Annotated in this window: 21 protein-coding genes; 16 read left to right on the top strand and 5 right to left on the bottom strand. The window is 55.1% G+C overall.

The features are described from left to right. Positions 1-33: 33 nt before the first annotated feature. Positions 34-777, top strand: a complete 744-nt coding sequence (locus QMZ30_RS09310) for an SDR family oxidoreductase (RefSeq protein WP_283227144.1) — start codon at positions 34-36, stop codon at positions 775-777. Between the two features lie 48 nt (positions 778-825). Here QMZ30_RS09310 and QMZ30_RS09305 read toward each other — a convergent pair whose 3' ends face one another. Next, entirely contained in the window at positions 826-2,265 is a 1,440-nt protein-coding gene (locus QMZ30_RS09305) for a 6-phospho-beta-glucosidase (protein WP_283227143.1), read from the bottom strand. Between the two features lie 126 nt (positions 2,266-2,391). Continuing rightward, positions 2,392-3,123, bottom strand: coding sequence for a MurR/RpiR family transcriptional regulator (locus QMZ30_RS09300; RefSeq protein WP_283227142.1), 732 nt, complete (start codon positions 3,121-3,123; stop codon positions 2,392-2,394). Between the two features lie 176 nt (positions 3,124-3,299). On the opposite strand from QMZ30_RS09300, the gene trhA reads away from it, so the two are divergent. Beyond that, positions 3,300-3,953 carry a PAQR family membrane homeostasis protein TrhA gene (gene trhA / locus QMZ30_RS09295; RefSeq protein WP_283227141.1) on the top strand — a complete coding sequence of 218 codons (654 nt, stop codon included), beginning with the start codon at positions 3,300-3,302 and terminating at the stop codon, positions 3,951-3,953. 181 nt (positions 3,954-4,134) lie between these two features. On the opposite strand, the gene ygfZ is transcribed toward trhA, so the two are convergent. After that, positions 4,135-5,118: a tRNA-modifying protein YgfZ gene (gene ygfZ, locus QMZ30_RS09290; RefSeq protein WP_283227140.1), complete on the bottom strand. Its 984-nt coding sequence runs from the start codon at positions 5,116-5,118 to the stop codon at positions 4,135-4,137. 218 nt (positions 5,119-5,336) lie between these two features. Between ygfZ and sdhE the strand changes: the two genes are divergently transcribed. Further along, on the top strand, positions 5,337-5,603 hold the full coding sequence (gene sdhE, locus QMZ30_RS09285; protein WP_039331837.1) for an FAD assembly factor SdhE: 267 nt from the start codon (positions 5,337-5,339) through the stop codon (positions 5,601-5,603). 34 nt (positions 5,604-5,637) lie between these two features. Continuing rightward, entirely contained in the window at positions 5,638-5,994 is a 357-nt protein-coding gene (locus tag QMZ30_RS09280; RefSeq protein WP_283227139.1) for a protein YgfX, read from the top strand. Here QMZ30_RS09280 and fldB read toward each other — a convergent pair. Further along, positions 5,991-6,509 (bottom strand): flavodoxin FldB, encoded by a 519-nt coding sequence (gene fldB / locus QMZ30_RS09275; RefSeq protein ID WP_039331833.1) that lies wholly within the window; start codon positions 6,507-6,509, stop codon positions 5,991-5,993. The two genes, QMZ30_RS09280 and fldB, sit on opposite strands and share 4 nt — an antisense overlap. A 102-nt stretch (positions 6,510-6,611) precedes the next feature. On the opposite strand from fldB, the gene xerD reads away from it, so the two are divergent. The 12 genes from xerD to QMZ30_RS09215 all read left to right on the top strand — a co-directional run bounded on the left by xerD (position 6,612) and on the right by QMZ30_RS09215 (position 18,275). Then, positions 6,612-7,505, top strand: a complete 894-nt coding sequence (gene xerD, locus QMZ30_RS09270) for a site-specific tyrosine recombinase XerD (protein WP_283227138.1) — start codon at positions 6,612-6,614, stop codon at positions 7,503-7,505. Positions 7,506-7,527: 22 nt separating this feature from the next. Continuing rightward, positions 7,528-8,241 (top strand): bifunctional protein-disulfide isomerase/oxidoreductase DsbC, encoded by a 714-nt coding sequence (gene dsbC, locus QMZ30_RS09265; protein WP_283227137.1) that lies wholly within the window; start codon positions 7,528-7,530, stop codon positions 8,239-8,241. Positions 8,242-8,247: 6 nt separating this feature from the next. Next, the gene (gene recJ / locus QMZ30_RS09260) at positions 8,248-9,975 is read left to right on the top strand and encodes a single-stranded-DNA-specific exonuclease RecJ (protein WP_283227136.1); all 1,728 of its coding nucleotides are present in this window, start codon (positions 8,248-8,250) and stop codon (positions 9,973-9,975) included. Between the two features lie 186 nt (positions 9,976-10,161). Then, positions 10,162-11,260, top strand: a protein-coding gene (gene prfB / locus QMZ30_RS09255) for a peptide chain release factor 2 (protein ID WP_102135998.1) whose coding sequence is annotated in 2 segments (ribosomal slippage) — positions 10,162-10,236 and positions 10,238-11,260 — 1,098 coding nt in all. Because the reading frame shifts where the segments join, the coding sequence is not laid out codon by codon here. A 9-nt stretch (positions 11,261-11,269) separates the two neighbouring features. Further along, positions 11,270-12,790 (top strand): lysine--tRNA ligase, encoded by a 1,521-nt coding sequence (gene lysS / locus QMZ30_RS09250; protein ID WP_039337247.1) that lies wholly within the window; start codon positions 11,270-11,272, stop codon positions 12,788-12,790. Positions 12,791-13,065: 275 nt separating this feature from the next. Then, a complete protein-coding gene (locus QMZ30_RS09245; RefSeq protein ID WP_283227135.1) occupies positions 13,066-13,917 on the top strand; it encodes a MurR/RpiR family transcriptional regulator in 852 nt (283 codons plus the stop codon). 251 nt (positions 13,918-14,168) lie between these two features. Next, entirely contained in the window at positions 14,169-15,005 is an 837-nt protein-coding gene (locus QMZ30_RS09240; protein ID WP_283227134.1) for a transporter substrate-binding domain-containing protein, read from the top strand. Positions 15,006-15,007: 2 nt separating this feature from the next. Next, positions 15,008-15,640: a DUF1989 domain-containing protein gene (locus tag QMZ30_RS09235; RefSeq protein ID WP_058969908.1), complete on the top strand. Its 633-nt coding sequence runs from the start codon at positions 15,008-15,010 to the stop codon at positions 15,638-15,640. Next, entirely contained in the window at positions 15,624-16,271 is a 648-nt protein-coding gene (locus QMZ30_RS09230) for an urea carboxylase-associated family protein (protein WP_283227133.1), read from the top strand. The genes QMZ30_RS09235 and QMZ30_RS09230 overlap by 17 nt, the downstream gene beginning before the upstream one ends. Before the next feature lie 3 nt (positions 16,272-16,274). After that, entirely contained in the window at positions 16,275-16,925 is a 651-nt protein-coding gene (locus QMZ30_RS09225; RefSeq protein WP_058969906.1) for an amino acid ABC transporter permease, read from the top strand. After that, the gene (locus QMZ30_RS09220; RefSeq protein ID WP_283227132.1) at positions 16,925-17,590 is read left to right on the top strand and encodes an amino acid ABC transporter permease; all 666 of its coding nucleotides are present in this window, start codon (positions 16,925-16,927) and stop codon (positions 17,588-17,590) included. The genes QMZ30_RS09225 and QMZ30_RS09220 overlap by 1 nt, the downstream gene beginning before the upstream one ends. A 13-nt stretch (positions 17,591-17,603) precedes the next feature. Further along, positions 17,604-18,275 carry a DUF1989 domain-containing protein gene (locus QMZ30_RS09215; protein WP_058969905.1) on the top strand — a complete coding sequence of 224 codons (672 nt, stop codon included), beginning with the start codon at positions 17,604-17,606 and terminating at the stop codon, positions 18,273-18,275. Positions 18,276-18,884: 609 nt separating this feature from the next. Here QMZ30_RS09215 and QMZ30_RS09210 read toward each other — a convergent pair. Beyond that, entirely contained in the window at positions 18,885-19,511 is a 627-nt protein-coding gene (locus tag QMZ30_RS09210) for a hypothetical protein (RefSeq protein ID WP_058969904.1), read from the bottom strand. Between the last annotated feature and the right edge of the window lie 247 nt (positions 19,512-19,758).

Raw genomic sequence — 19,758 nt, 5'->3', positions numbered from 1 at the left:
CGAGAAATCGGCCCTTTTCATTTTGGAGGCATCATGGATCTGGCATTAGTGACTGGCGGTAGCCGGGGTATTGGACGGGCGACGGCGCTTCTGTTGGCGCAGGCAGGCTATCGCGTGGCGGTCAATTATCGCCAGCGTGAAGCTGAGGCTCAGCAAGTAGTAGATGAAATTGCAGCGCAAGGCGGCAGTGCTTTTGCCGTGCAGGCGGATATCGCAGATGAAGCCCAGGTGGTGCGCATGTTCCAGCAGCTTGATCAACAAGATGGCAATTTGCGCGTGCTGGTCAACAATGCCGGAATTTTGTTTACCCAGTGCCGCGTTGAGGATCTCGATGCCGAACGTATTCAACGTGTATTCGCCACTAATGTCACCGGAACCTTTATCTGCTGTCGTGAAGCGGTCAAACGCATGAGCACTGCGCACGGCGGGCAGGGCGGAGCGATTGTTAATGTGTCTTCTGCTGCCTCACGCCTGGGGGCGCCAGGCGAATACGTGGATTACGCGGCGTCTAAAGGTGCGATGGATACACTGACTAAAGGCTTATCACTGGAGGTAGCGGCACAGGGCATTCGCGTCAATAGCGTGCGACCCGGATTGATTTATACCGAGATGCATGCCGATGGCGGTGAACCGGGAAGGGTGGATCGGGTCGCTGGCTCTCTGCCAATGGGGCGCGGCGGTCAAGCCAAAGAAGTCGCCGAGGCGATTCTCTGGCTGGCGAGTGATGCCGCATCCTATGTAACCGGCACCTTTATTGATGCGGCGGGTGGTCGTTAAATTCTGCCCCATAGCCGCAATCCGTTGCGGCGCAATTTATTGCGCGCCTTACAGCTCCGCGCCATTACTCGCAATCACCTGCTGATACCAGGCAAAACTCTTCTTCTTCGAACGGGCAAAATCACCGCTGCCATCATCGTTCTTATTAACATGGATAAAGCCATAACGTTTGTTGTACTGGCCTGTGGTGAACGACACACAATCAATACAACCCCAAGGCGTATAGCCCAGCAGATCCACGCCATCCAGCGCCACGGCTTTCTTCATCTCTTCGATGTGCGCGCGCAGATAATCGATGCGGTAATCATCCTCAATAAACCCGTCGGCATTCGGCTTATCAATCGCACCAAAACCATTCTCAACGATAAACAGCGGCTTTTGATAACGCTCATACAGCGAGTTCAACACATAGCGCAGACCCACGGGATCGATCTGCCAACCCCAGTCAGAGGCTTTCACATGGGGATTCGGCACCACGCCCTCAAAGCCGGTAATTGGGTCGTCCACGCCGCTGGCTTGGGTATTTACCGCGTTGCTCATGTAGTAGCTGAAACCTACATAATCACAGCAACCCTGAAGCAGCGTGTCGGCATCTTCTGGCTGCATCTCAATCTGATAACCTTTGCGCGCCCACTCTTTCAGGGTGTAGGCCGGATAGGCACCGCGCATCTGCACATCGCTGAACACATAGCGTTGATGCATCGATTCCTGCGCCAGCATCACATCATCAGGATGACAAGAGAACGGGTAGACCGGCACCATGGCAATCATGCAGCCAATCTGGAAATTCGGGTTGATTTCGCGGCCACGTTTTACCACTTTGGCGCTGGCAACGAACTGATGGTGCATCACCTGATACATCATCTGCTCAGGCTTTTCGTGCTCGGTAAACACCACGCCAGAGCAGCAATAACCAAACAGCGGATACTGCCAGTTACGCTGGTTATTGATTTCATTGAAGGTCATCCAGTATTTCACTTTGTGCTGATAGCGCGTCATCACGACCTCGCTGAAGTGCACAAAGAAATCGACCACTTTACGGTTGGACCAGCCGCCGTACTCTTTGACCAGGTGATAAGGCATTTCAAAGTGGGAGAGGGTGATCACCGGTTCAATGCCGTGTTTCAGCAGCTCATCGAACAGGTCATCATAGAATTGCAGGCCCGCTTCGTTCGGCTGTTGCTCATCTCCATTCGGGAAGATGCGCGTCCAGGCAATCGAGGTGCGGAAACACTTGAAGCCCATTTCGGCAAACAGTGCGACGTCCTGTTTATAGTGAGAATAGAATTCGACAGCCTGATGATTGGGGTAGTATTTATCGGCCTCAACGCGAGAGGTAATCACGCGATCCACGCCATGTGCACCACCGGTCAGTACATCGGCAATACTGACGCCTTTACCGCCCTGATCCCAACCGCCTTCAACCTGATGTGCGGCAACCGCGCCACCCCAAAGAAACCCTTTCGGTAATTGCAATCCTTCACTCATCGGCATTCCCCATTACACTGTTTGCGAAATAACTCACTGCCTGCAGTGTAACCTGCCAATAATGGAAGTCACGATATAACACCATTAAGAATTAGGTGATTTGTCACAGCTAAAAAACAGGGTGTTTTATACGGCAGTGGCGCGGGAAATATAGCGCCCCAGCGTTTCAAGAATATAGATCACCGGCACTTGCGTGGTGATATTGAGGCGGTCACCCAGTTTCATCTGCGGCATATGATACGAAAGATTGAAGTCCGCCATTTTTGCCAGTGAGCAGCTTTCATGGTTGGTTATCGAAATGATTTTGCATTGATTAAGGCTAAACTGGCTGGCAAAGCGCAGAATTTCTTCAGTCTCGCCCGATACCGACAAAATAATGGCCAGTGCATTTTCGTACGCGCTTTTACTGACCGGATAATAAGGATCGTCAATGTGATGACTGAATTTTCCAATATTAGAAAAGTAGCGCGAACCATATTTACCCAGACTGCCAGACGTACCCGCCCCAATAAAGAAAATATGCTCGGCTTGCATAATCATCTGCGCGGCTTGCGCGATCTGCTGCTCAAACTCATCGTTATGAATACTTTTGAAAAAACTGAGCATCTCACCGACGCCAGACGGCATCAACTCAGGCGCTGTTTGCTCCTGTGCCAGACGAAAACGGATGCGGAATTCTGACCAGCCTTCACAGTGCATTTTGCGGCAGAAACGCAGCACGGTGGTGGTGGAAACCGCTGCCTGAGCGGCCAGCTCGCGAATCGTCATATAACTGACACTTTCCCGATGTTTGATGATGAAGTGGTAAACCTGCATCTCAAGGTCATTCAGGCTGGACAGATCGCGGTGTGAAAACATGCAGGCGGCACTCATCGGCAAAATGAGCGGCCAGTGTAACAGATTGAACGGGCGGCGAGTCGTAACACTCCTACATAGAATTATTTTAGCGTACAGGTGTACTCTGAAAATTTTCCTGGTTACTCTGATGCACAGAAAAAGCACAGCTCTCTCTACATTGTTCAGGAATGAAGCGCATGGCACAGAATCGACTTATCGCTCAGGGCTACTCGTTAGCTGAAGAGATTGCCAACAGCATTAGCCACGGGATTGGCTGTATTTTTGGGGTGGTTGGCTTGGTATTGCTGTTAACGCAAGCCGTTGACATGCGAGCCGATATCACCGCCATCACCAGCTACAGTCTGTATGGCGGCAGCATGATCTTGCTGTTCCTCGCCTCGACGCTCTATCACGCGATTCCGCATCAGAAAGCGAAGCACTGGCTGAAAAAATTCGACCATTGCGCCATCTATTTATTGATTGCGGGCACTTACACACCTTTCCTGCTGGTGGGGCTGAAATCGCCACTGGCGCAAGGGTTGATGGTGGTGATCTGGAGTCTGGCGCTGGCGGGGATCATCTTCAAACTCACCATCGCGCACCGATTTAAAATTCTCTCGCTGGTGACCTATCTCAGCATGGGATGGTTGTCGCTGGTGGTGATTTATCAGCTTGCCACCAAGCTGGCAGCGGGCGGGGTTTGGCTGTTAGCGGCCGGTGGGATTGTCTATTCTCTGGGGGTGATTTTCTACGTCTCGCGCCGTATTCCCTACAACCACGCTATCTGGCATGGCTTTGTATTGGGCGGCAGCGTATTGCACTTCTGCGCGATCTATTTTTATGTGACGTAAGCTGGTCGCCATAAATGGCAACCCTACGACGATCGAGAGTGATATGAGTAGGTTGCGCGATCATGCGCAGCAGCATACATATTCATTTTGGGTTTACTGAGTTGCATGGAGCATAAATGGCGACTCAACAGCGGATGAAGATAGTTGTAGGGTGCGCATTCATGCGCACCTTACATTAGCTTTAATCCACCAACGAATACGGCAACGGCTGAATCGTCAGCTTCCCGCCTTCATCCCCTTCCACACGCAGCACGCTGTCTGGCTCCAGATCGTTGTTCATCACCACTTGCACCCATACGCTGCCATCATCCAGCTGGACGCCGCTCAGCACGGTGCCGGTACGACGCCATTTATCGCCCATCTGCAGCTCCATTGAACCGTCAGCCTGGGGTACTTTGCTGGCGGTGCCCGCCAGCCAGTAAAGGGCGCGCTTGTTAGCACCACGGAATTTCGCACGGGCCACCATCTCCTGACCGGTGTAACAGCCTTTTTTGAAGCTGATCGCGTCAAGGGCTTGCAGGTTAGTGGCCTGCGGAATCAACTGCGCACTGGTCGCGCTTTCGATCACCGGAATGCCCGCTTCAATGTCCAAAGCCAGCCACTGTTGGCTGTCATTAAACTGTGCGGTTCCCGCCAGCTTCTCTTTTAATGATTCTGCCTGCGCTCGGGTGGTCACCAGCAGGAAGCGCTCGGCAGGTTGGGCGAACCACAGCAGCGTGCTGTCATCCTGCTGCACCACCGGCGTTTCAGCATCCGGCAGTACCGGGAACAAGTCCGCCAGTGCGGCGCGTGCCTGGAAGCCCGCGACACCCAGCAGAACGGCTTCGTTATCCGCAGCAATGCTGACTTTGGCGAACACCGCGTATTTCTTCAGCTCGGTGAGCTGCTGCTCATGCAGATTACGGCGCACGATATAGGCATAACCCTCACCGCGATGAAACAGGCGCAGGCTACTCCACATTTTGCCTTTGGCATCACAATGCGCGGCAGGACGATGTTGCGTAGCGTCCATCGCAGCGACATCCAGCGTCAATTGACCTTGCAGATATGACGTACTGTCTTTGCCCTGCACGGCAACCAGCGCCCACTCATCGAGCGACATCAGGGTTAAAGGCAAGCGTGACGCCGCAGCAGGCTGGCGTGGTGGAAGGGTAAAAATCGGCATGTGTGCATCCTGATTAATAACGATAATGCTTCCAATGTTAAAAGAGCAGTGCGGGTTTGCAACCTGTTTACCGAATCTGGCGCACAAATCGCGTGATAACCCTGCAATAGGTGAAACTGCTTTGCGTCATATCGCGCAGCATGAGGCACAGCGCCTGCAGTGTTTTCAAAAAGCAGGTACACTGAGCGCCACTGTTTTCAGCCATGGAAAAATGACACATGGATATTCATGATAAAGCTCGCGTTCAGTGGGCGTGCCGTCGCGGCATGCTGGAGCTGGATGTCTCCATCATGCCGTTCTTTAAGTTCGAGTATGATTCGCTGACCGACACCGACAAGCAGGTGTTTATTGCTCTGCTGAAGAGTGACGATCCTGACCTGTTTAACTGGTTGATGAACCACGGTGAGCCAGCCGATCCTGAGTTCAAACGCATGGTGCAACTGATCCAACAGCGCAACCGTGAACGCGGACCGGTACCAATGTGATTTACAAGCGTCACGCAGCGCTCGAGCGCTAAACGTGACGCTGTTTGTACTGGTCGCTGGCGTGTTGCTGAGCCTCCGTTGGCCTGCCGAATGGCAATGGGGGCAAGTGCCTGTATTGCTGCTCCTTTTGCTGGAGTGCTGGCACAACGAACGACGCCTGATGCAGCGTACCGGTCGTTTAGTGCTGGATGATCAGGGAAACTGGCTGTGGCGTGGAGAGCACTGGCGATTGGCGCGACAAGCGGACTGGCTAGCCTGCGGCGTACTGCTGGAGTTGCGTAATCCGCAAGGCAAACGCTGGCGGCTGTGGTTGATGCATGACAACCTGCCGCCAAACGAATGGCGCACATTGCGCGCCTGCTGTTTGATTCGTGAAGGTATTGCGCCTTAAAGCAGCGCAGCGGTTTCTGTCAGAACCTGTTCACACCACTGTTCAACCCGCTCTTCACTCAATTCGAACTGATTGACATCATCGAGCGCCAGGCCGACAAACTGGGTGCCGTCAGCGGTGAGCGGTTTCTTGCTGGTAAATTCGTAGCCTTCGAGCGGCCAGTAACCGACAAACTGCACGCCCATCGGCTGCAGCAATTCATGCAGCATCCCCAGCGCATCCAGGAACCACTCCGCGTACTCCATCTGGTCGCCCATACCGTACAGCGCCACAATTTTGCCTTGCAGATTCAGCGCGGGCAGCTGTTGCCAGATGGCCTCCCAGTCTTCCTGCAATTCGCCAAAATCCCAGGTTGGAATGCCAAGGATCAGCAAATCGTACTGCTCCATCAACGAGGGATCGTCATCTTTGAGGTTGTGCAGTGTGACTAATTCTTCACCGATAAAGTCGCGAATCTTCTCCGCCGTCATCTCGGTGTAACAGGTACTGGAGCCGTAAAACAGACCGATATTCATGCAATTAATGCTCTGACTGATACTCACTTTGGCGCAATTGTACCAGAAGCAGGTGACTTTCAGGCATAATGAGCACGATTTCACACGCGCTGGAGGGGAACCGTGCAGGACAGCGATCTGATAGAACAGTTTCTGGATGCGCTCTGGATTGAGCGAAATCTGGCGCAAAACACCCTTGCGTCGTATCGCCAGGATCTGCAAACGCTCACCGGCTGGTTACATCATCACGAACGGACGTTAGTGACGTTGGAAGCGCTCGATTTGCAGCAATTTCTCGCCGAACGCGTCGAGGGAGGCTACAAAGCCACCAGCTCTGCACGCACGCTCAGCGCTATACGCCGCCTGTTCCAATATCTTTATCGTGAAAAGCTGCGCAGTGATGACCCCAGCGCGCTGCTTTCTGCACCAAAGCTGCCACAGCGCCTGCCGAAAGATCTCAGTGAAAAACAGGTCGAAAGGCTGTTACAGGCTCCGAGCATCGACGTCCCGCTGGAGCTGCGTGACAAAGCGATGCTGGAACTGCTGTATGCCACCGGCTTGCGCGTGTCGGAGTTAGTCGGGCTCACCATTAGCGATATCAGTTTGCGTCAGGGTGTGGTGCGCGTGATTGGTAAAGGCAACAAAGAACGCCTTGTGCCGTTAGGTGAAGAAGCCATTTACTGGCTGGAGCATTATATGGAGCACGGGCGTCCTTGGCTGCTAAACGGCCAAACGCTGGATGTGATGTTCCCCAGTAACCGCGCGCAACAAATGACCCGGCAGACCTTCTGGCATCGCATCAAGCACTATGCCACTCTGGCAGAGATCGACAGTGAAAAACTGTCGCCGCACGTGCTGCGTCACGCATTTGCCACACATTTACTGAACCACGGCGCGGATTTGCGCGTCGTACAGATGTTGCTGGGCCACAGTGACCTCTCGACAACCCAAATTTATACGCACGTTGCCACCGAGCGCCTGCGTCAGTTACATCAACAGCATCATCCGCGCGCCTGAGCAGCGGCAACAAGGATTAGAGATGAAAAAACAGTTAACGATGCTGGCATTGTTGGTCAGCGCCTTTAGCGGTCTGGCTCATGCCGATGACAGCGCCATTCAGCAAGCTTTGAAAAAACTCGGGCTGCAACAGGTTGAAATCCAGCCATCACCGTTGCCGGGGATGAAAACTGTATTAACCGAAAGTGGCGTACTGTACGTCAGCGAAGACGGTAAGCACATGATCCAGGGGCCACTGTACGATGTCAGCGGTGCACAACCTGTGAACGTCACCAACCAGCTGCTGGACAAAAAAATCAGTGCGCTGGCACCGGAAATGATCGTCTACAAAGCGCCAAAAGAGCAGCATGTGATTACCGTGTTCACCGATATCACCTGTGGCTACTGCCGTAAGCTGCATGAGCAAATGGCGGACTACAACGCGCTGGGCATCACCGTGCGTTACCTGGCTTTCCCGCGTGAAGGGCTGCATGGTCAGGTGGAAAAAGCGATGCGCGCCATTTGGTGCAGTGCCGATCGCAACAAAGCATTTGATGCGGCAATGAAAGGCGATGCCCCGCAAATGGAGGCGTCAGAGACCTGCAAAATCAATCTTGATAAACACTATCAGCTCGGCATCCTCTACGGGATTCAGGGCACGCCTGCGATCCTGACGGATACCGGCGCGATGATCCCTGGCTATCAAGGCCCGCAAGAGCTGAAACAGGTACTTGATGGTCAGAAGCGGGGCGGTTAATTCACAGTGATTCATTCTGTCGAACTGCGTCGGCGTGAAGCCCAGGCCGACGCCAGCTTACCCGATCATTTACCGCCGCTGCTGCGTCGCCTCTATCTGCAACGCGGTGTACAGGACGCCTCCGAACTTGAGCGCGGTGCCAAACATCTGCTGCCATGGCAAACGCTGGGTGGCATTGAACAAGCCGTGACGTTGCTGCATCAGATGCTGGAATCGGGTCGCCGTATTGTGGTGGTGGGGGATTTCGATGCTGATGGTGCCACCAGTACCGCACTCACCGTGCTGGCGCTGCGCAGTCTGGGCGGCAACGTCGATTATCTGGTGCCCAACCGCTTTGAAGATGGTTATGGCCTGAGTCCGGAGGTGGTGGAGCAGGCGCGTGCACGCGGTGCGGAGATGATTCTCACTGTCGATAACGGCATCTCTTCCCATGCTGGCGTCGACACCGCGCATCAACACGGCATTCCGGTGTTGGTCACCGATCACCACTTGCCCGGCGACACGCTGCCACAGGCTGAGGCGATCGTTAACCCCAATCTCAACGACAGTGAATTCCCGTCGCGGTCGCTGGCGGGCGTGGGCGTGGCGTTTTATCTGATGCTGGCGCTGCGGGCCCATTTACGGCAAAAGAACTGGTTTAGCGATGGACGTGCCGAACCCAATCTGGCGGAGTTGCTCGACTTAGTTGCGCTGGGCACCGTGGCTGATGTGGTCCCGCTGGATGCCAACAACCGCATTTTGGTGTGGCAGGGCTTAAGCCGCATCCGTGCCGGGAAATGCCGTGCCGGGATCCGTGCGCTGCTGGAAATTGCTAACCGTGATGCGCGCCAGTTGGCCGCCAGCGATCTCGGTTTTGCCGTGGGGCCTCGCCTGAATGCGGCAGGTCGTCTGGATGATATGTCTGTTGGGGTGGCGCTGCTGCTCACGGAAGATATTGCCCAGGCGCGCATGCTGGCCAACGAACTTGATGCGTTGAACCAAACGCGTAAAGAGATCGAGCAAGGCATGAAAAGTGAGGCGCTGGCGCTGTGCGATGAGCTGGAGCGCCAGCACACGGATTTGCCGCTTGGCCTGGCGTTTTACCATCCCGAGTGGCATCAGGGCGTGGTGGGGATTCTGGCATCACGCTTAAAAGAACGTTTCCATCGCCCGGTGATCGCTTTCGCGCCTGCCGGAGATGGCACCCTGAAAGGCTCAGGCCGTTCAGTTGCTGGCTTGCATTTACGTGATGCGCTGGAACGCCTCGACACGCTCTATCCGGGCATGATGATCAAATTTGGTGGTCACGCCATGGCCGCCGGTCTGTCACTGGAGACCGATAAGTACGATCTGTTCCGTGAACGCTTTGCCGCGCTGATTGACGAGTGGCTGGATGGCGAAGCGTTGCAGGGCGTGATCTGGTCAGATGGTGAACTGCATGCGCAGGAGTTCAGCCTGCACACCGCCGAAATGCTGCGTGAAGCCGGTCCCTGGGGCCAGGCGTTCCCGGAACCGGTATTCGACGGGCAGTTCAAACTGCTGCAGCAGAAGCTGGTGGGGGAGCGTCACCTGAAAGTGATGATTGAACCGCTAGGCGGCGGTCCACTGTTGGACGGCATCGCTTTCAACGTCGATACCGCCCTGTGGCCAGACACCAGCGTGCGCCAGGTGAAACTCGCTTATAAACTGGATATCAATGAGTACCGCGGCAACCGAACGGTGCAGCTGATTATTGACCATATCTGGCCTCAGTAACGGCACAACACATCCAGGTGTGCATAAATGCGCACCCTACAACATGCCCCGGTATCTGTAGGGGCGCCATTTATGGCGACCGAAAACAACCGGGGAGCAATGCTACAAACTGAGCGTGCTTTCGGGTAAACTACCGCGTTACGTTTTATCTCCTATCACCGATTCGTCAAAAAAGACTGAAAAGCCATGTTTGAAATTAATCCGGTCAAAAATCGTATTCAGGACCTCAGCGAGCGCAGCGACGTTCTTAGGGGGTATCTTTGACTATGATGCCAAGAAAGAACGCCTCGAAGAAGTAAACGCCGAGCTGGAACAACCTGACGTCTGGAACGAACCAGAACGTGCTCAGGCGCTGGGCAAAGAACGTGCTTCACTGGAAGCCGTGGTGGAAACCTTAGACCACATGCGTCAAGGCCTGGAAGATGTGCAGGGCTTGCTCGATCTGGCCGTTGAAGCCGACGACGAAGAGACCTTCAACGAAGCCGTTGCTGAACTCGATGCACTCGAAGTGAAACTGGGCGAACTCGAATTCCGCCGCATGTTCTCCGGCGAATATGACAGCGCCGATTGCTACATGGATATCCAGGCCGGTTCTGGCGGCACTGAAGCGCAAGACTGGGCCAGCATGCTGCTGCGCATGTACCTGCGCTGGGCGGAAGCCAAAGGTTATAAAACCGAAATCATTGAAGAGTCAGACGGTGAAGTGGCTGGGACCAAATCCGCCACCATTAAAATCATCGGTGACTACGCGTTTGGCTGGCTGCGCACGGAAACCGGCGTCCATCGCCTGGTGCGTAAGAGTCCGTTTGACTCCGGCGGCCGTCGCCACACCTCATTCAGTTCGGTGTTTATTTACCCGGAAGTGGATGACAACATCGATATCGATATCAATCCAGCCGATCTGCGTATCGACGTTTACCGTGCCTCGGGCGCGGGTGGTCAGCACGTAAACAAAACCGAGTCTGCGGTGCGTATTACCCACTTGCCGACCAACATTGTGGTGCAGTGCCAGAACGACCGTTCACAGCATAAAAACAAAGATCAGGCTTTCAAGCAGTTGCGTGCAAAACTGTACGAATATGAGATGCAGAAGAAAAACGCTGACAAGCAGGCTGCGGAAGATAATAAATCCGATATCGGCTGGGGCAGTCAGATTCGCTCTTACGTGCTCGATGATTCACGTATCAAGGATCTGCGCACCAGCGTAGAGACGCGCAATACTCAAGCGGTGCTGGATGGCGACATCGACCGTTTTATTGAAGCAAGTTTAAAAGCAGGGTTATAAGGAACCGACATGTCTGAACAACAACCGCAGAGCGCTGATGCCGCCCTTGAGTTAAACAACGAACTGAAAGCGCGTCGCGAAAAACTCAGCGCGCTGCGTGAAAAGGGCATCGCGTTTCCCAATGATTTCCGTCGCGATACCACCTCCGATGTGCTGCACGCCAGCTATGACGCCAAAGAAAACGAAGAGCTGGAAGCACTCGGCGTCGAAGTGAGCGTGGCGGGTCGTATGATGACGCGTCGCATCATGGGTAAAGCCTCCTTTGCCACGCTGCAGGATGTCGGTGGCCAGATTCAGATCTACGTTTCACGTGACGATCTGCCAGAAGGCGTTTACAACGAGCAGTTCAAGAAGTGGGATCTCGGGGATATCCTCGGCGCGCGCGGTAAGTTGTTCAAGACCAAAACCGGTGAGCTGTCGATTCACATCACTGAGCTGCGTCTGCTGACTAAAGCATTGCGTCCGCTGCCGGATAAATTCCACGGTCTGGCCGATCAGGAAACCCGTTATCGCCAGCGTTATCTGGATCTGATCTCTAACGACGATTCACGTAACACTTTCAAAGTACGCTCTAAAATCATGGCCGGCATTCGCCAGTTCATGGTTAACCGTGACTTTATGGAAGTGGAAACCCCAATGATGCAGGTGATCCCTGGCGGTGCGTCTGCGCGTCCGTTTATCACCCATCACAATGCGCTCGACATCGATATGTACTTGCGTATTGCGCCAGAGCTGTACCTGAAGCGTCTGGTGGTCGGTGGCTTTGATCGCGTATTCGAGATCAACCGTAACTTCCGTAACGAAGGTATTTCGCCACGTCATAACCCAGAGTTCACCATGATGGAACTCTACATGGCGTATGCGGATTACAAAGATCTGATCGAACTGACCGAAAGCCTGTTCCGTACCCTGGCGCAAGACGTGCTGGGCACCACGGAAGTGCCTTACGGTGACCATACCTTCGATTTCGGTAAGCCGTTTGAGAAGCTCACCATGCGTGAAGCGATCAAAAAGTACCGTCCAGAGACTGACCTGAACGATCTGGAAGACTTTGATAAAGCGGTCGCGATTGCGAAGTCGCTGCACATCAAAGTGGAAAAGAGCTGGGGTCTGGGCCGCGTGGTCACTGAGATCTTCGAAGAGACCGCGGAAGCAAGTCTGATTCAGCCGACCTTCATCACTGAATATCCGGCTGAAGTGTCACCGCTGGCTCGTCGTAACGACGAGAACCCAGAAATCACTGACCGCTTTGAGTTCTTCATTGGCGGCCGTGAAATCGGTAACGGCTTCTCCGAGCTGAACGATGCAGAAGATCAGGCTGAGCGTTTCCTGCAGCAGGTGAATGCCAAAGATGCTGGCGATGACGAAGCGATGTTCTACGACGAAGATTACGTCACCGCACTGGAGCACGGCCTGCCGCCAACTGCAGGTCTGGGTATCGGTATCGACCGTATGGTGATGCTGTTCACCAACAGCCACACCATCCGTGATGTGATCCTGTTCCCAGCGTTGCGTCCTACCGGTAAATAAAACCAGGTTGCCCTCACCCTAACCCTCTCCCACAAGTGGGAGAGGGGACTGTCCGCAGTTATCTCTGATTCCTGTGCGGTTTTCTCCCTCTCCCTGTGGGAGAGGGGACCGTCAGTAGTTCTCTTTGATTGCTGTGCGGTTTTCTCCCTCTCCCTGTGGGAGAGGGCCGGGGTGAGGGCATCAGCACGCACCCTCCTCAAAACCCCCAACAAAATTCCTGATGACAACCCGGCACGCTCTGTGCAGGATAGTTTTTTTATTTTCAGGGAATCACCATGAGTGCAAAAGCGGCAACGTTAGAGGGCCGGATACAACAGCACTGGGATCAACTCTCCAGCCACGAGCAGCGACTGGCCGACGTACTGCTGGCCGCACCGGGTCAGCTGGCGATGAACACCGCCACCGAACTGGCGCAGAGCGCGGGGGTCTCCAAGGCCACCACCACGCGTTTCTTTCGCCATCTGGGCTACGAAAGCTACGAAGCCGCACGCCGCCAGGCACGTGAAATGCAGAGCAGTGGTTCGCCGCTTTATCTGCAAGCCGTACCTACCGCGTCACCGCTTGCCAGCATCATGCAGCAGCATCTGGAGCGAGAAATCGCCAATCTGGTCAACAGCTATCGCACGCTGGACAGCGAACAACTGCAGCAGGCGGTGAGCGCGATTGCACAAGCACGCCGTGTGGTGGTGATGGGCTGGCGTCATAGCCAGACTATCGCACAGCTGATTTACCGCGATCTGGTGCATATCCATGCCGATGTGCGGCTGTTACCTCGTCCCGGTGACTCGCTGGCTGAACACCTCGCTGCGCTCAACAAACAAGACGTGGTGATCTGTGTTGGACTGCGCCGCCGTATGCCCGCGCTGGAAGCGGCGATGAATGCACTGGCAGAGCGTGGCGTGCCGATGCTCTACATCGCGGATGTGCTCTCTGGCAAACCCGCACGCCACGCGCAGTGGGTGGTACGCTGCCACACTGACAGCAGTTTAATCTTCGACAGCACCGCCGCGCTCTCTGGTGTGTGCAATCTACTCTGTTCACTGGTGGCCCGACAAATGGGCAAAACCAGTAATGACCACCTCGCACAAATCGAAGCGTTGCACCAATCCCTCGACGAACTCGAATAACGCCCCATTCTGGCGCATCTTGCGCCAGAGCTTGCCCCAAAAGCGTGCGCGTACGCTTGCGCTCTTTCCTCACATTTCTCCTTCTGTGAAACCGAAGAAATAAAAATTTAGTATAGAGAAACATTTGTTTCTCACTGATTTTATTCAATAAAGACTCAACTGGATCGAGTGTGCTCCTGTGTGGTGAAAAAACTGGCACAAAATATGCTCAGTAGAAAAAGACATTTCACCAACACCAGGGAAACACCATAATGAAAAAAACAGCACTGCTGATCGCCGCACTTCTCTCCGTTGGCACCATGGCACAGGCGCAAGCCGACACCCTGAGTGACATCAAAAGCAGCGGCAAAATCACCGTTGGGATCGATCCAACCTTTCCTCCATACGAATACACCGACGACAAAGGCGAGATCACCGGCTACAGCGTGGCGATCATGCAATCCTTCGCCAAAGATCTCGGCGTGAAAGTTGAGTTTCAAAAAACCGCTTTCAGCGGCATTTTGCCGGGCCTGATCTCCGGCTCGTTCAACGCAGAAGGCTCTTCTCTCAACCTGACGGCTGAACGCGCGAAGAAAGTGCTGTTCACCGTGCCTTACAGCAAAACCGTTAACGGCGTTTTAATGCGTGACGATGCGGCGAAAGCGTTCAGCGGCAAAACCCTGACGCCAGAGAGCCTGTCGGGCCTGCGTGGTGCCGTGAAGACTTCCAGCGTGCCTGAGCAGTTGCTGAAAGGGTTCAATGAGCAGCTGAAGAAAGAGGGCAAAAAACCGATCACCATCATCAACGTGGATTCGCTGGACCAGACCGTCAGCACCCTGATGACCAAACGCGCTGACTTCGTCTATGACGATATCTCGGTGCTGGCGCCGGTAGCGAAAAAATACAGCGGCAAAGTGACACAGGTGGGCGAAGTCGGTCCTTCACAGTGGATGGGTTGGGCTACGCGCAAAGAAGATGGCAGCCTGAACAAAGCCATCAGCGACCACATTCTGGCGATGCAGAAAGACGGTGAGCTGACCAAACTGCAACAGCAGTATCTCGGCACCACCTTTACCGTTCCCGCCAGCGATTTCATTCCTCAGGAGTAATTATGTGCCAGTGCAACCTGACGGTGCCTGCGGGCCATGGCAAAACCTTCCGCGTGCGTAAGGGCCAGTTTATTACCGTGATTGACAGTGAAGGGCAGCAGGCGGCCGATTTTGTCGCGGTGAACGCCGATGACCTGAACGAAAAGCTGTCGCCGGTGCATACCCGTCAGCATCTGCGTTCGCTGTTCTTCAAGCCGGGCGATGCGCTCTGGTCGAGTGAAAACCGTCCGATGCTGCGCATTCTGGCCGACAGCATCGGCATTCACGATGCCAACGTGCCTGCTTGCGATCGCACCCGTTTTAGCGTCGATTTCGGTGTCGAGGGGCACCGCAACTGCGTGGATAACCTGCTGGAAGGCATGAAAGAATTTGGCGTGACGTATTTCTCACTGCCAGAGCCGTTCAACCTGTTCCAGAACGGCCCGGTCACCGCCGATGGTCGTATGGAAGTGACCGATCCCAACAGCAAAGCAGGCGACAGTATTACTTTTGAAGCGCTGTGCGATCTGATCTGTTCTGTCTCGTCCTGCCCGCAGGACATCATTCCGGGCAACGGTTTGCAGGTCACGCCGATTGATATCGTGGTGAGTGACCATTTTCACGCTGAGGAGATGAATCATGCTGTTAATGCGTGAAAGTTTTGAAGATACCGCCGAGCGCACGCTGGCACCGTCGGTCACGGTAAAGCCGGGAAGCGTTGGATCGATAAAGGTGCTGCGCGGCCAGTTGCTGCGTATCACCGCACAGGGCGATGGCGCTGTGGCCTCACTGTTTGGTTTTAGTCTGGCCGATCCGGCGGTATGGCTGTCGGTACATCACACCCGCGTGTTCAGTAACAGCTATCTGTTGGGTTCTGGCATGCGTCTGGTCAACAACCGTCGCCGTCCGATGATGGTACTGGGTAAAGACAGCGTGAAACGTCATGACCTGCTGCTGCCAGCCTCAACCTCGGCGTTTCTTGCCGAGCGTGGCTATCAGGGCGAGGGTTGCCTCGAAGCGGTCAGCGCGGAGCTGGCGCGACTGGGAATGGCGGTGCCGAAGCTACCGGACCCCATCAACCTGTTTATGCACGTCAAGCTGACGCGTGCGGGTGACCTGCTGCCTGAGCCGAACCTGACCAAAGCCGGTGACAGCATCACCTGCCGCGTGGTGATGGATACCCAGTTCATTGTCTCCGCCTGCAATACCGGCATTGAAGGCAACGATCGTCCGGCGCCGCTGCTGCTGTCGGTGGCCGAGAACCTGCACGACTTTAACGCGGAGTAACGCATGGGGCTGGATCAACAGGTAGTGGCCGCGCTGCCGGAACTCGGACACGGCCTGCTGATGACGCTGGTACTGACGGTACTGGCCTCATTAGTCAGCGTGGTGATGGGGCAGCTCGGCTGCTTCCTGCAACTGCGCCGTGCCTGGATCTGGCGTTTCATCGGTCGGTTATATGTCAGCCTGATGCGCGGGACACCGGCCATCGTGCAGCTGTTTGTGGTGTTTTTCACCTTGCCTCGTTTGGGCTTGGGCGGTCAGCCGATGCTGGCCGCGGTGATCGCCATCGGCCTCAACAGCGGTGCCTATGTGGCGGAGATTTTGCGTGTGAACCGCTCGTTAGTGACGCGAGGCCAGCTCGAAGCGGCGCGTACCCTGGGCTTAAGCCGCTTTATGACCTGGTGGTATGTCATCAATCCGCAGGTGATGCGCGCCAGTCTGCCGATGCTGGTCAATGAGTTCACTATTCTGCTGAAAACCACGCCGCTGGCCTCGGTGGTGGCACTCACTGAGTTGACCTATGCCGGGCAAATTGTCATTGCGCGCACCTATGAAGCCACGCAAGTGCTGTTGCTGGTGGCGGCAGGTTATCTGTTGATCGCCATGCCGTTGATTGCCGCTGCACGGCGTCTGGAAGTGAAACGGAGGAGTGCGTAATGGATTGGCAGGCAATTCTTTCATCACTTCCCTCGCTCGGCGATGGTCTGATCGCCACGCTGCAACTGTGTATCGTTGCCGCACTCTGTTCACTGGTCTGGGGTGGACTGATGGCACTGCTGCTGATGCGCGCCTCGCCTTTCTGGCTGCGCTTGCTCAATCTCTACAGCGGGTTAACGCTGGCGTTGCCGCTGCTGGTGGTGATCTATCTGCTCTATTTTGTGCTGCCGGAATACGACATCACGCTGTCATCGCCGGTGGTGGGCGTGCTGGCGCTGACGCTCTATTACGCGCCTTATATCGCGCAGGTGATTCGTGCCGCGATTGAAGCCTTGCCGAAAGGGCAGTGGGAAGCGTGTCGGGTGCTGGGCTTGAGCCGCACGGAGCAGTTGCGCGATGTGGTGCTGCCGCAAACCTTGCCGCAGATGCTGTCACCGCTGGTGGGGCTGATGATCGGGTTGATCAAAGACTCGGCGCTGCTCTCAATCGTCTCGGTGCAGGAGTTTATGTACGCCGCGAAACAGGCGATTTCGGATACCTACGCACCGCTGGAGATCTACCTCACTGTGGCGGTGTGTTACTGGGTGCTCAACAGTCTGATCGACTGGCTGGCGCGCCGCCTTGAATCTCGCATGACGCGCTATCGTCGCGGCATGCAGCATTAATCAGGAGAATATTATGTCGGCTGAATTTCAGCATCGTGAAGTGATCACCATCCCCGCACGCTACGGTAAAGCGGTGCGTTTGAAAAAAGGCGAAGCGGTGCAGGTGATCAACACCCACGGCACCCAGGTGGTGGATTGCTGGGCTTACAACGCGCACGACGTCAGCGAATATATGTGTATGGAAGCCACGCGCGTGTGGAACCAACGGCTGAACCCCAAAGTCGGTGACAGCTTTATCACCAGCCAGCGCCACCCGATTTTGACCTTAGTGGCGGATACTTCACCCGGCGTGCATGACTCTTTTATGGCCGCGTGCGATGCGCGTCGTTATGAGCTGCTGGGCTGTACCGAGTATCACCGCAACTGCCACGATAACCTGTTCGAAGGCATGCGCGAATTGGGCGTGGATTTACCGCACGGTAATCTGGCGTCACTGAATATTTTCATGAATATTCAGGTGCAGCCGGATGGCATCACCCTGAAAACCTTGCCGGTGGTGACCAAGCCAGGCGACTACATTGTGCTGCGCGCCGAGATGGATTGCTTTGTGGCGTTTTCAGCCTGTCCGCAGGATATCGTGAGTATTCAAGGGCAGGGCGATAACACGCCGCGCGATGCCGAGTTGCGCATTCTGACCGCCGGTTTCCCGCAGGTGCAGCTGCAAGGGGCGTGGGTGCCCGCGTAATGCTTGTCAGCCAAGCGACTGACGATAACGCCGTCTGGGGCCGCACCGGGGCTGGCGGTCCTCGCGCCGCTACGCGGTGCCTTCACTTCACTCGTCTGCCTTAACGGACCGGTGCCGATGGAACATCCATGTTCCAGCGCCACCTTTCGCCCGCGTCCTGCGGGCTCTCCTGGCATACTCGCTCAGCTCAGCGCTGCGGATGCCTGCCCCGGTGCGACCCCAGCCAGCTCATTAGCTTCAGTGCGCGTTGTTAAAAAGGGCACATTGCCTGAGGCTCTGACGCCTCTGCTGCCCCCTCAGGGTTATCCGCAGCGCTGAGACTTTTACGTTGGGCCAGGAGCCCCACGCGGGGAGGCGTGGGGCAGTTCGCGGCCGACCATGGATGGTCATCCGCGAACGGTCCGTCCGGCACGACGTGGAAGTCGAAGGTACCGCGTTAGCGGCCCGAGGACGGCCCAGAGGGGGCAGTAGTGGCGGCAGAGCCCGCACAGAAAAGTCAGGCCACTTATCAATAAGCAGCCTGAGTTCCTAACTGACGAGCATTACGCCATTTAGGTGACCTTATTAATGACCGCATAGCTCAGGTGAGAGTGTAAGATCGCACCGAACTCAAGATTTCACTACCCCATCCAGCCACGCCTGAAAGCGCGCATAGGGCACATATAGCGCGACATCTTTGTACAACGTCTTGCCCGTCTTATTGTCATCGATCTGGCTGCTGTAGCCGACAATCACTCCTGCTAAGGTATCGTCGCTGGCGTTATACACTGCACCGCCAGACATGCCTTTCACCACACCCGCATTGGCGGCAACCACCACGCAACTCGGTTTATTCCAGTCATTCGCCAGCGTGGTATTAATCAAATTCTTGCCGCTGGAGGCTACCGGCATGGCAGAGATAAAGCTGTAACCGTAGAGATTCACGTTGTCGCCAATATGGCTGTTGCGGAAGGGCGGGGGTAGGTTGGTTTCGCTGTTTTTGTGATACACCACGGCGATATCGCACTCCGGATGCCAGGCTTTCACCCGGTACATCGAGTATTTCGCGACGTGCGCTGCCGTCAGGCTGTATTCGGGGGTCAAAGGAATGGTGGTGCCCAGCGCACCAATACCCAGCACGGTGGGAATACCGGTCACGGTCATATCGACGCGTTTAGCCGCTTCCGAGCTGTATTCATAATGCCCAACCGAGCAGCCGCTTAAGCAACTTACTGTCAGTGCGATCAGCCATCGCATAGGTCTTTCCCCCTGCATTTTTGACACCACATTACCGGGCAATCCATTGGGGTATCGGCAATGCGCGCGCATCCTTTACTGATTGATTTCTCGCCAAAAGCTGAGCCGCTGTGACAGCGATCACATCTGTATCAAGCGTAGCGCGAAAAGTGCGATCTGTCTCAGTGGTCAGGTGAGGTCACTTTTTCACGTGGGGATAATTGCGTTGCAAGCAAAAATGCCTTGCAGCACACAGGCTGGTTGAGCC

This window comes from Pantoea sp. EA-12, from assembly GCF_030053355.1.
In the GTDB taxonomy this organism is placed as follows: Bacteria; Pseudomonadota; Gammaproteobacteria; order Enterobacterales; family Enterobacteriaceae; genus Pantoea; species Pantoea vagans_C.
This window is presented reverse-complemented; position numbering and strand designations above follow the sequence as displayed.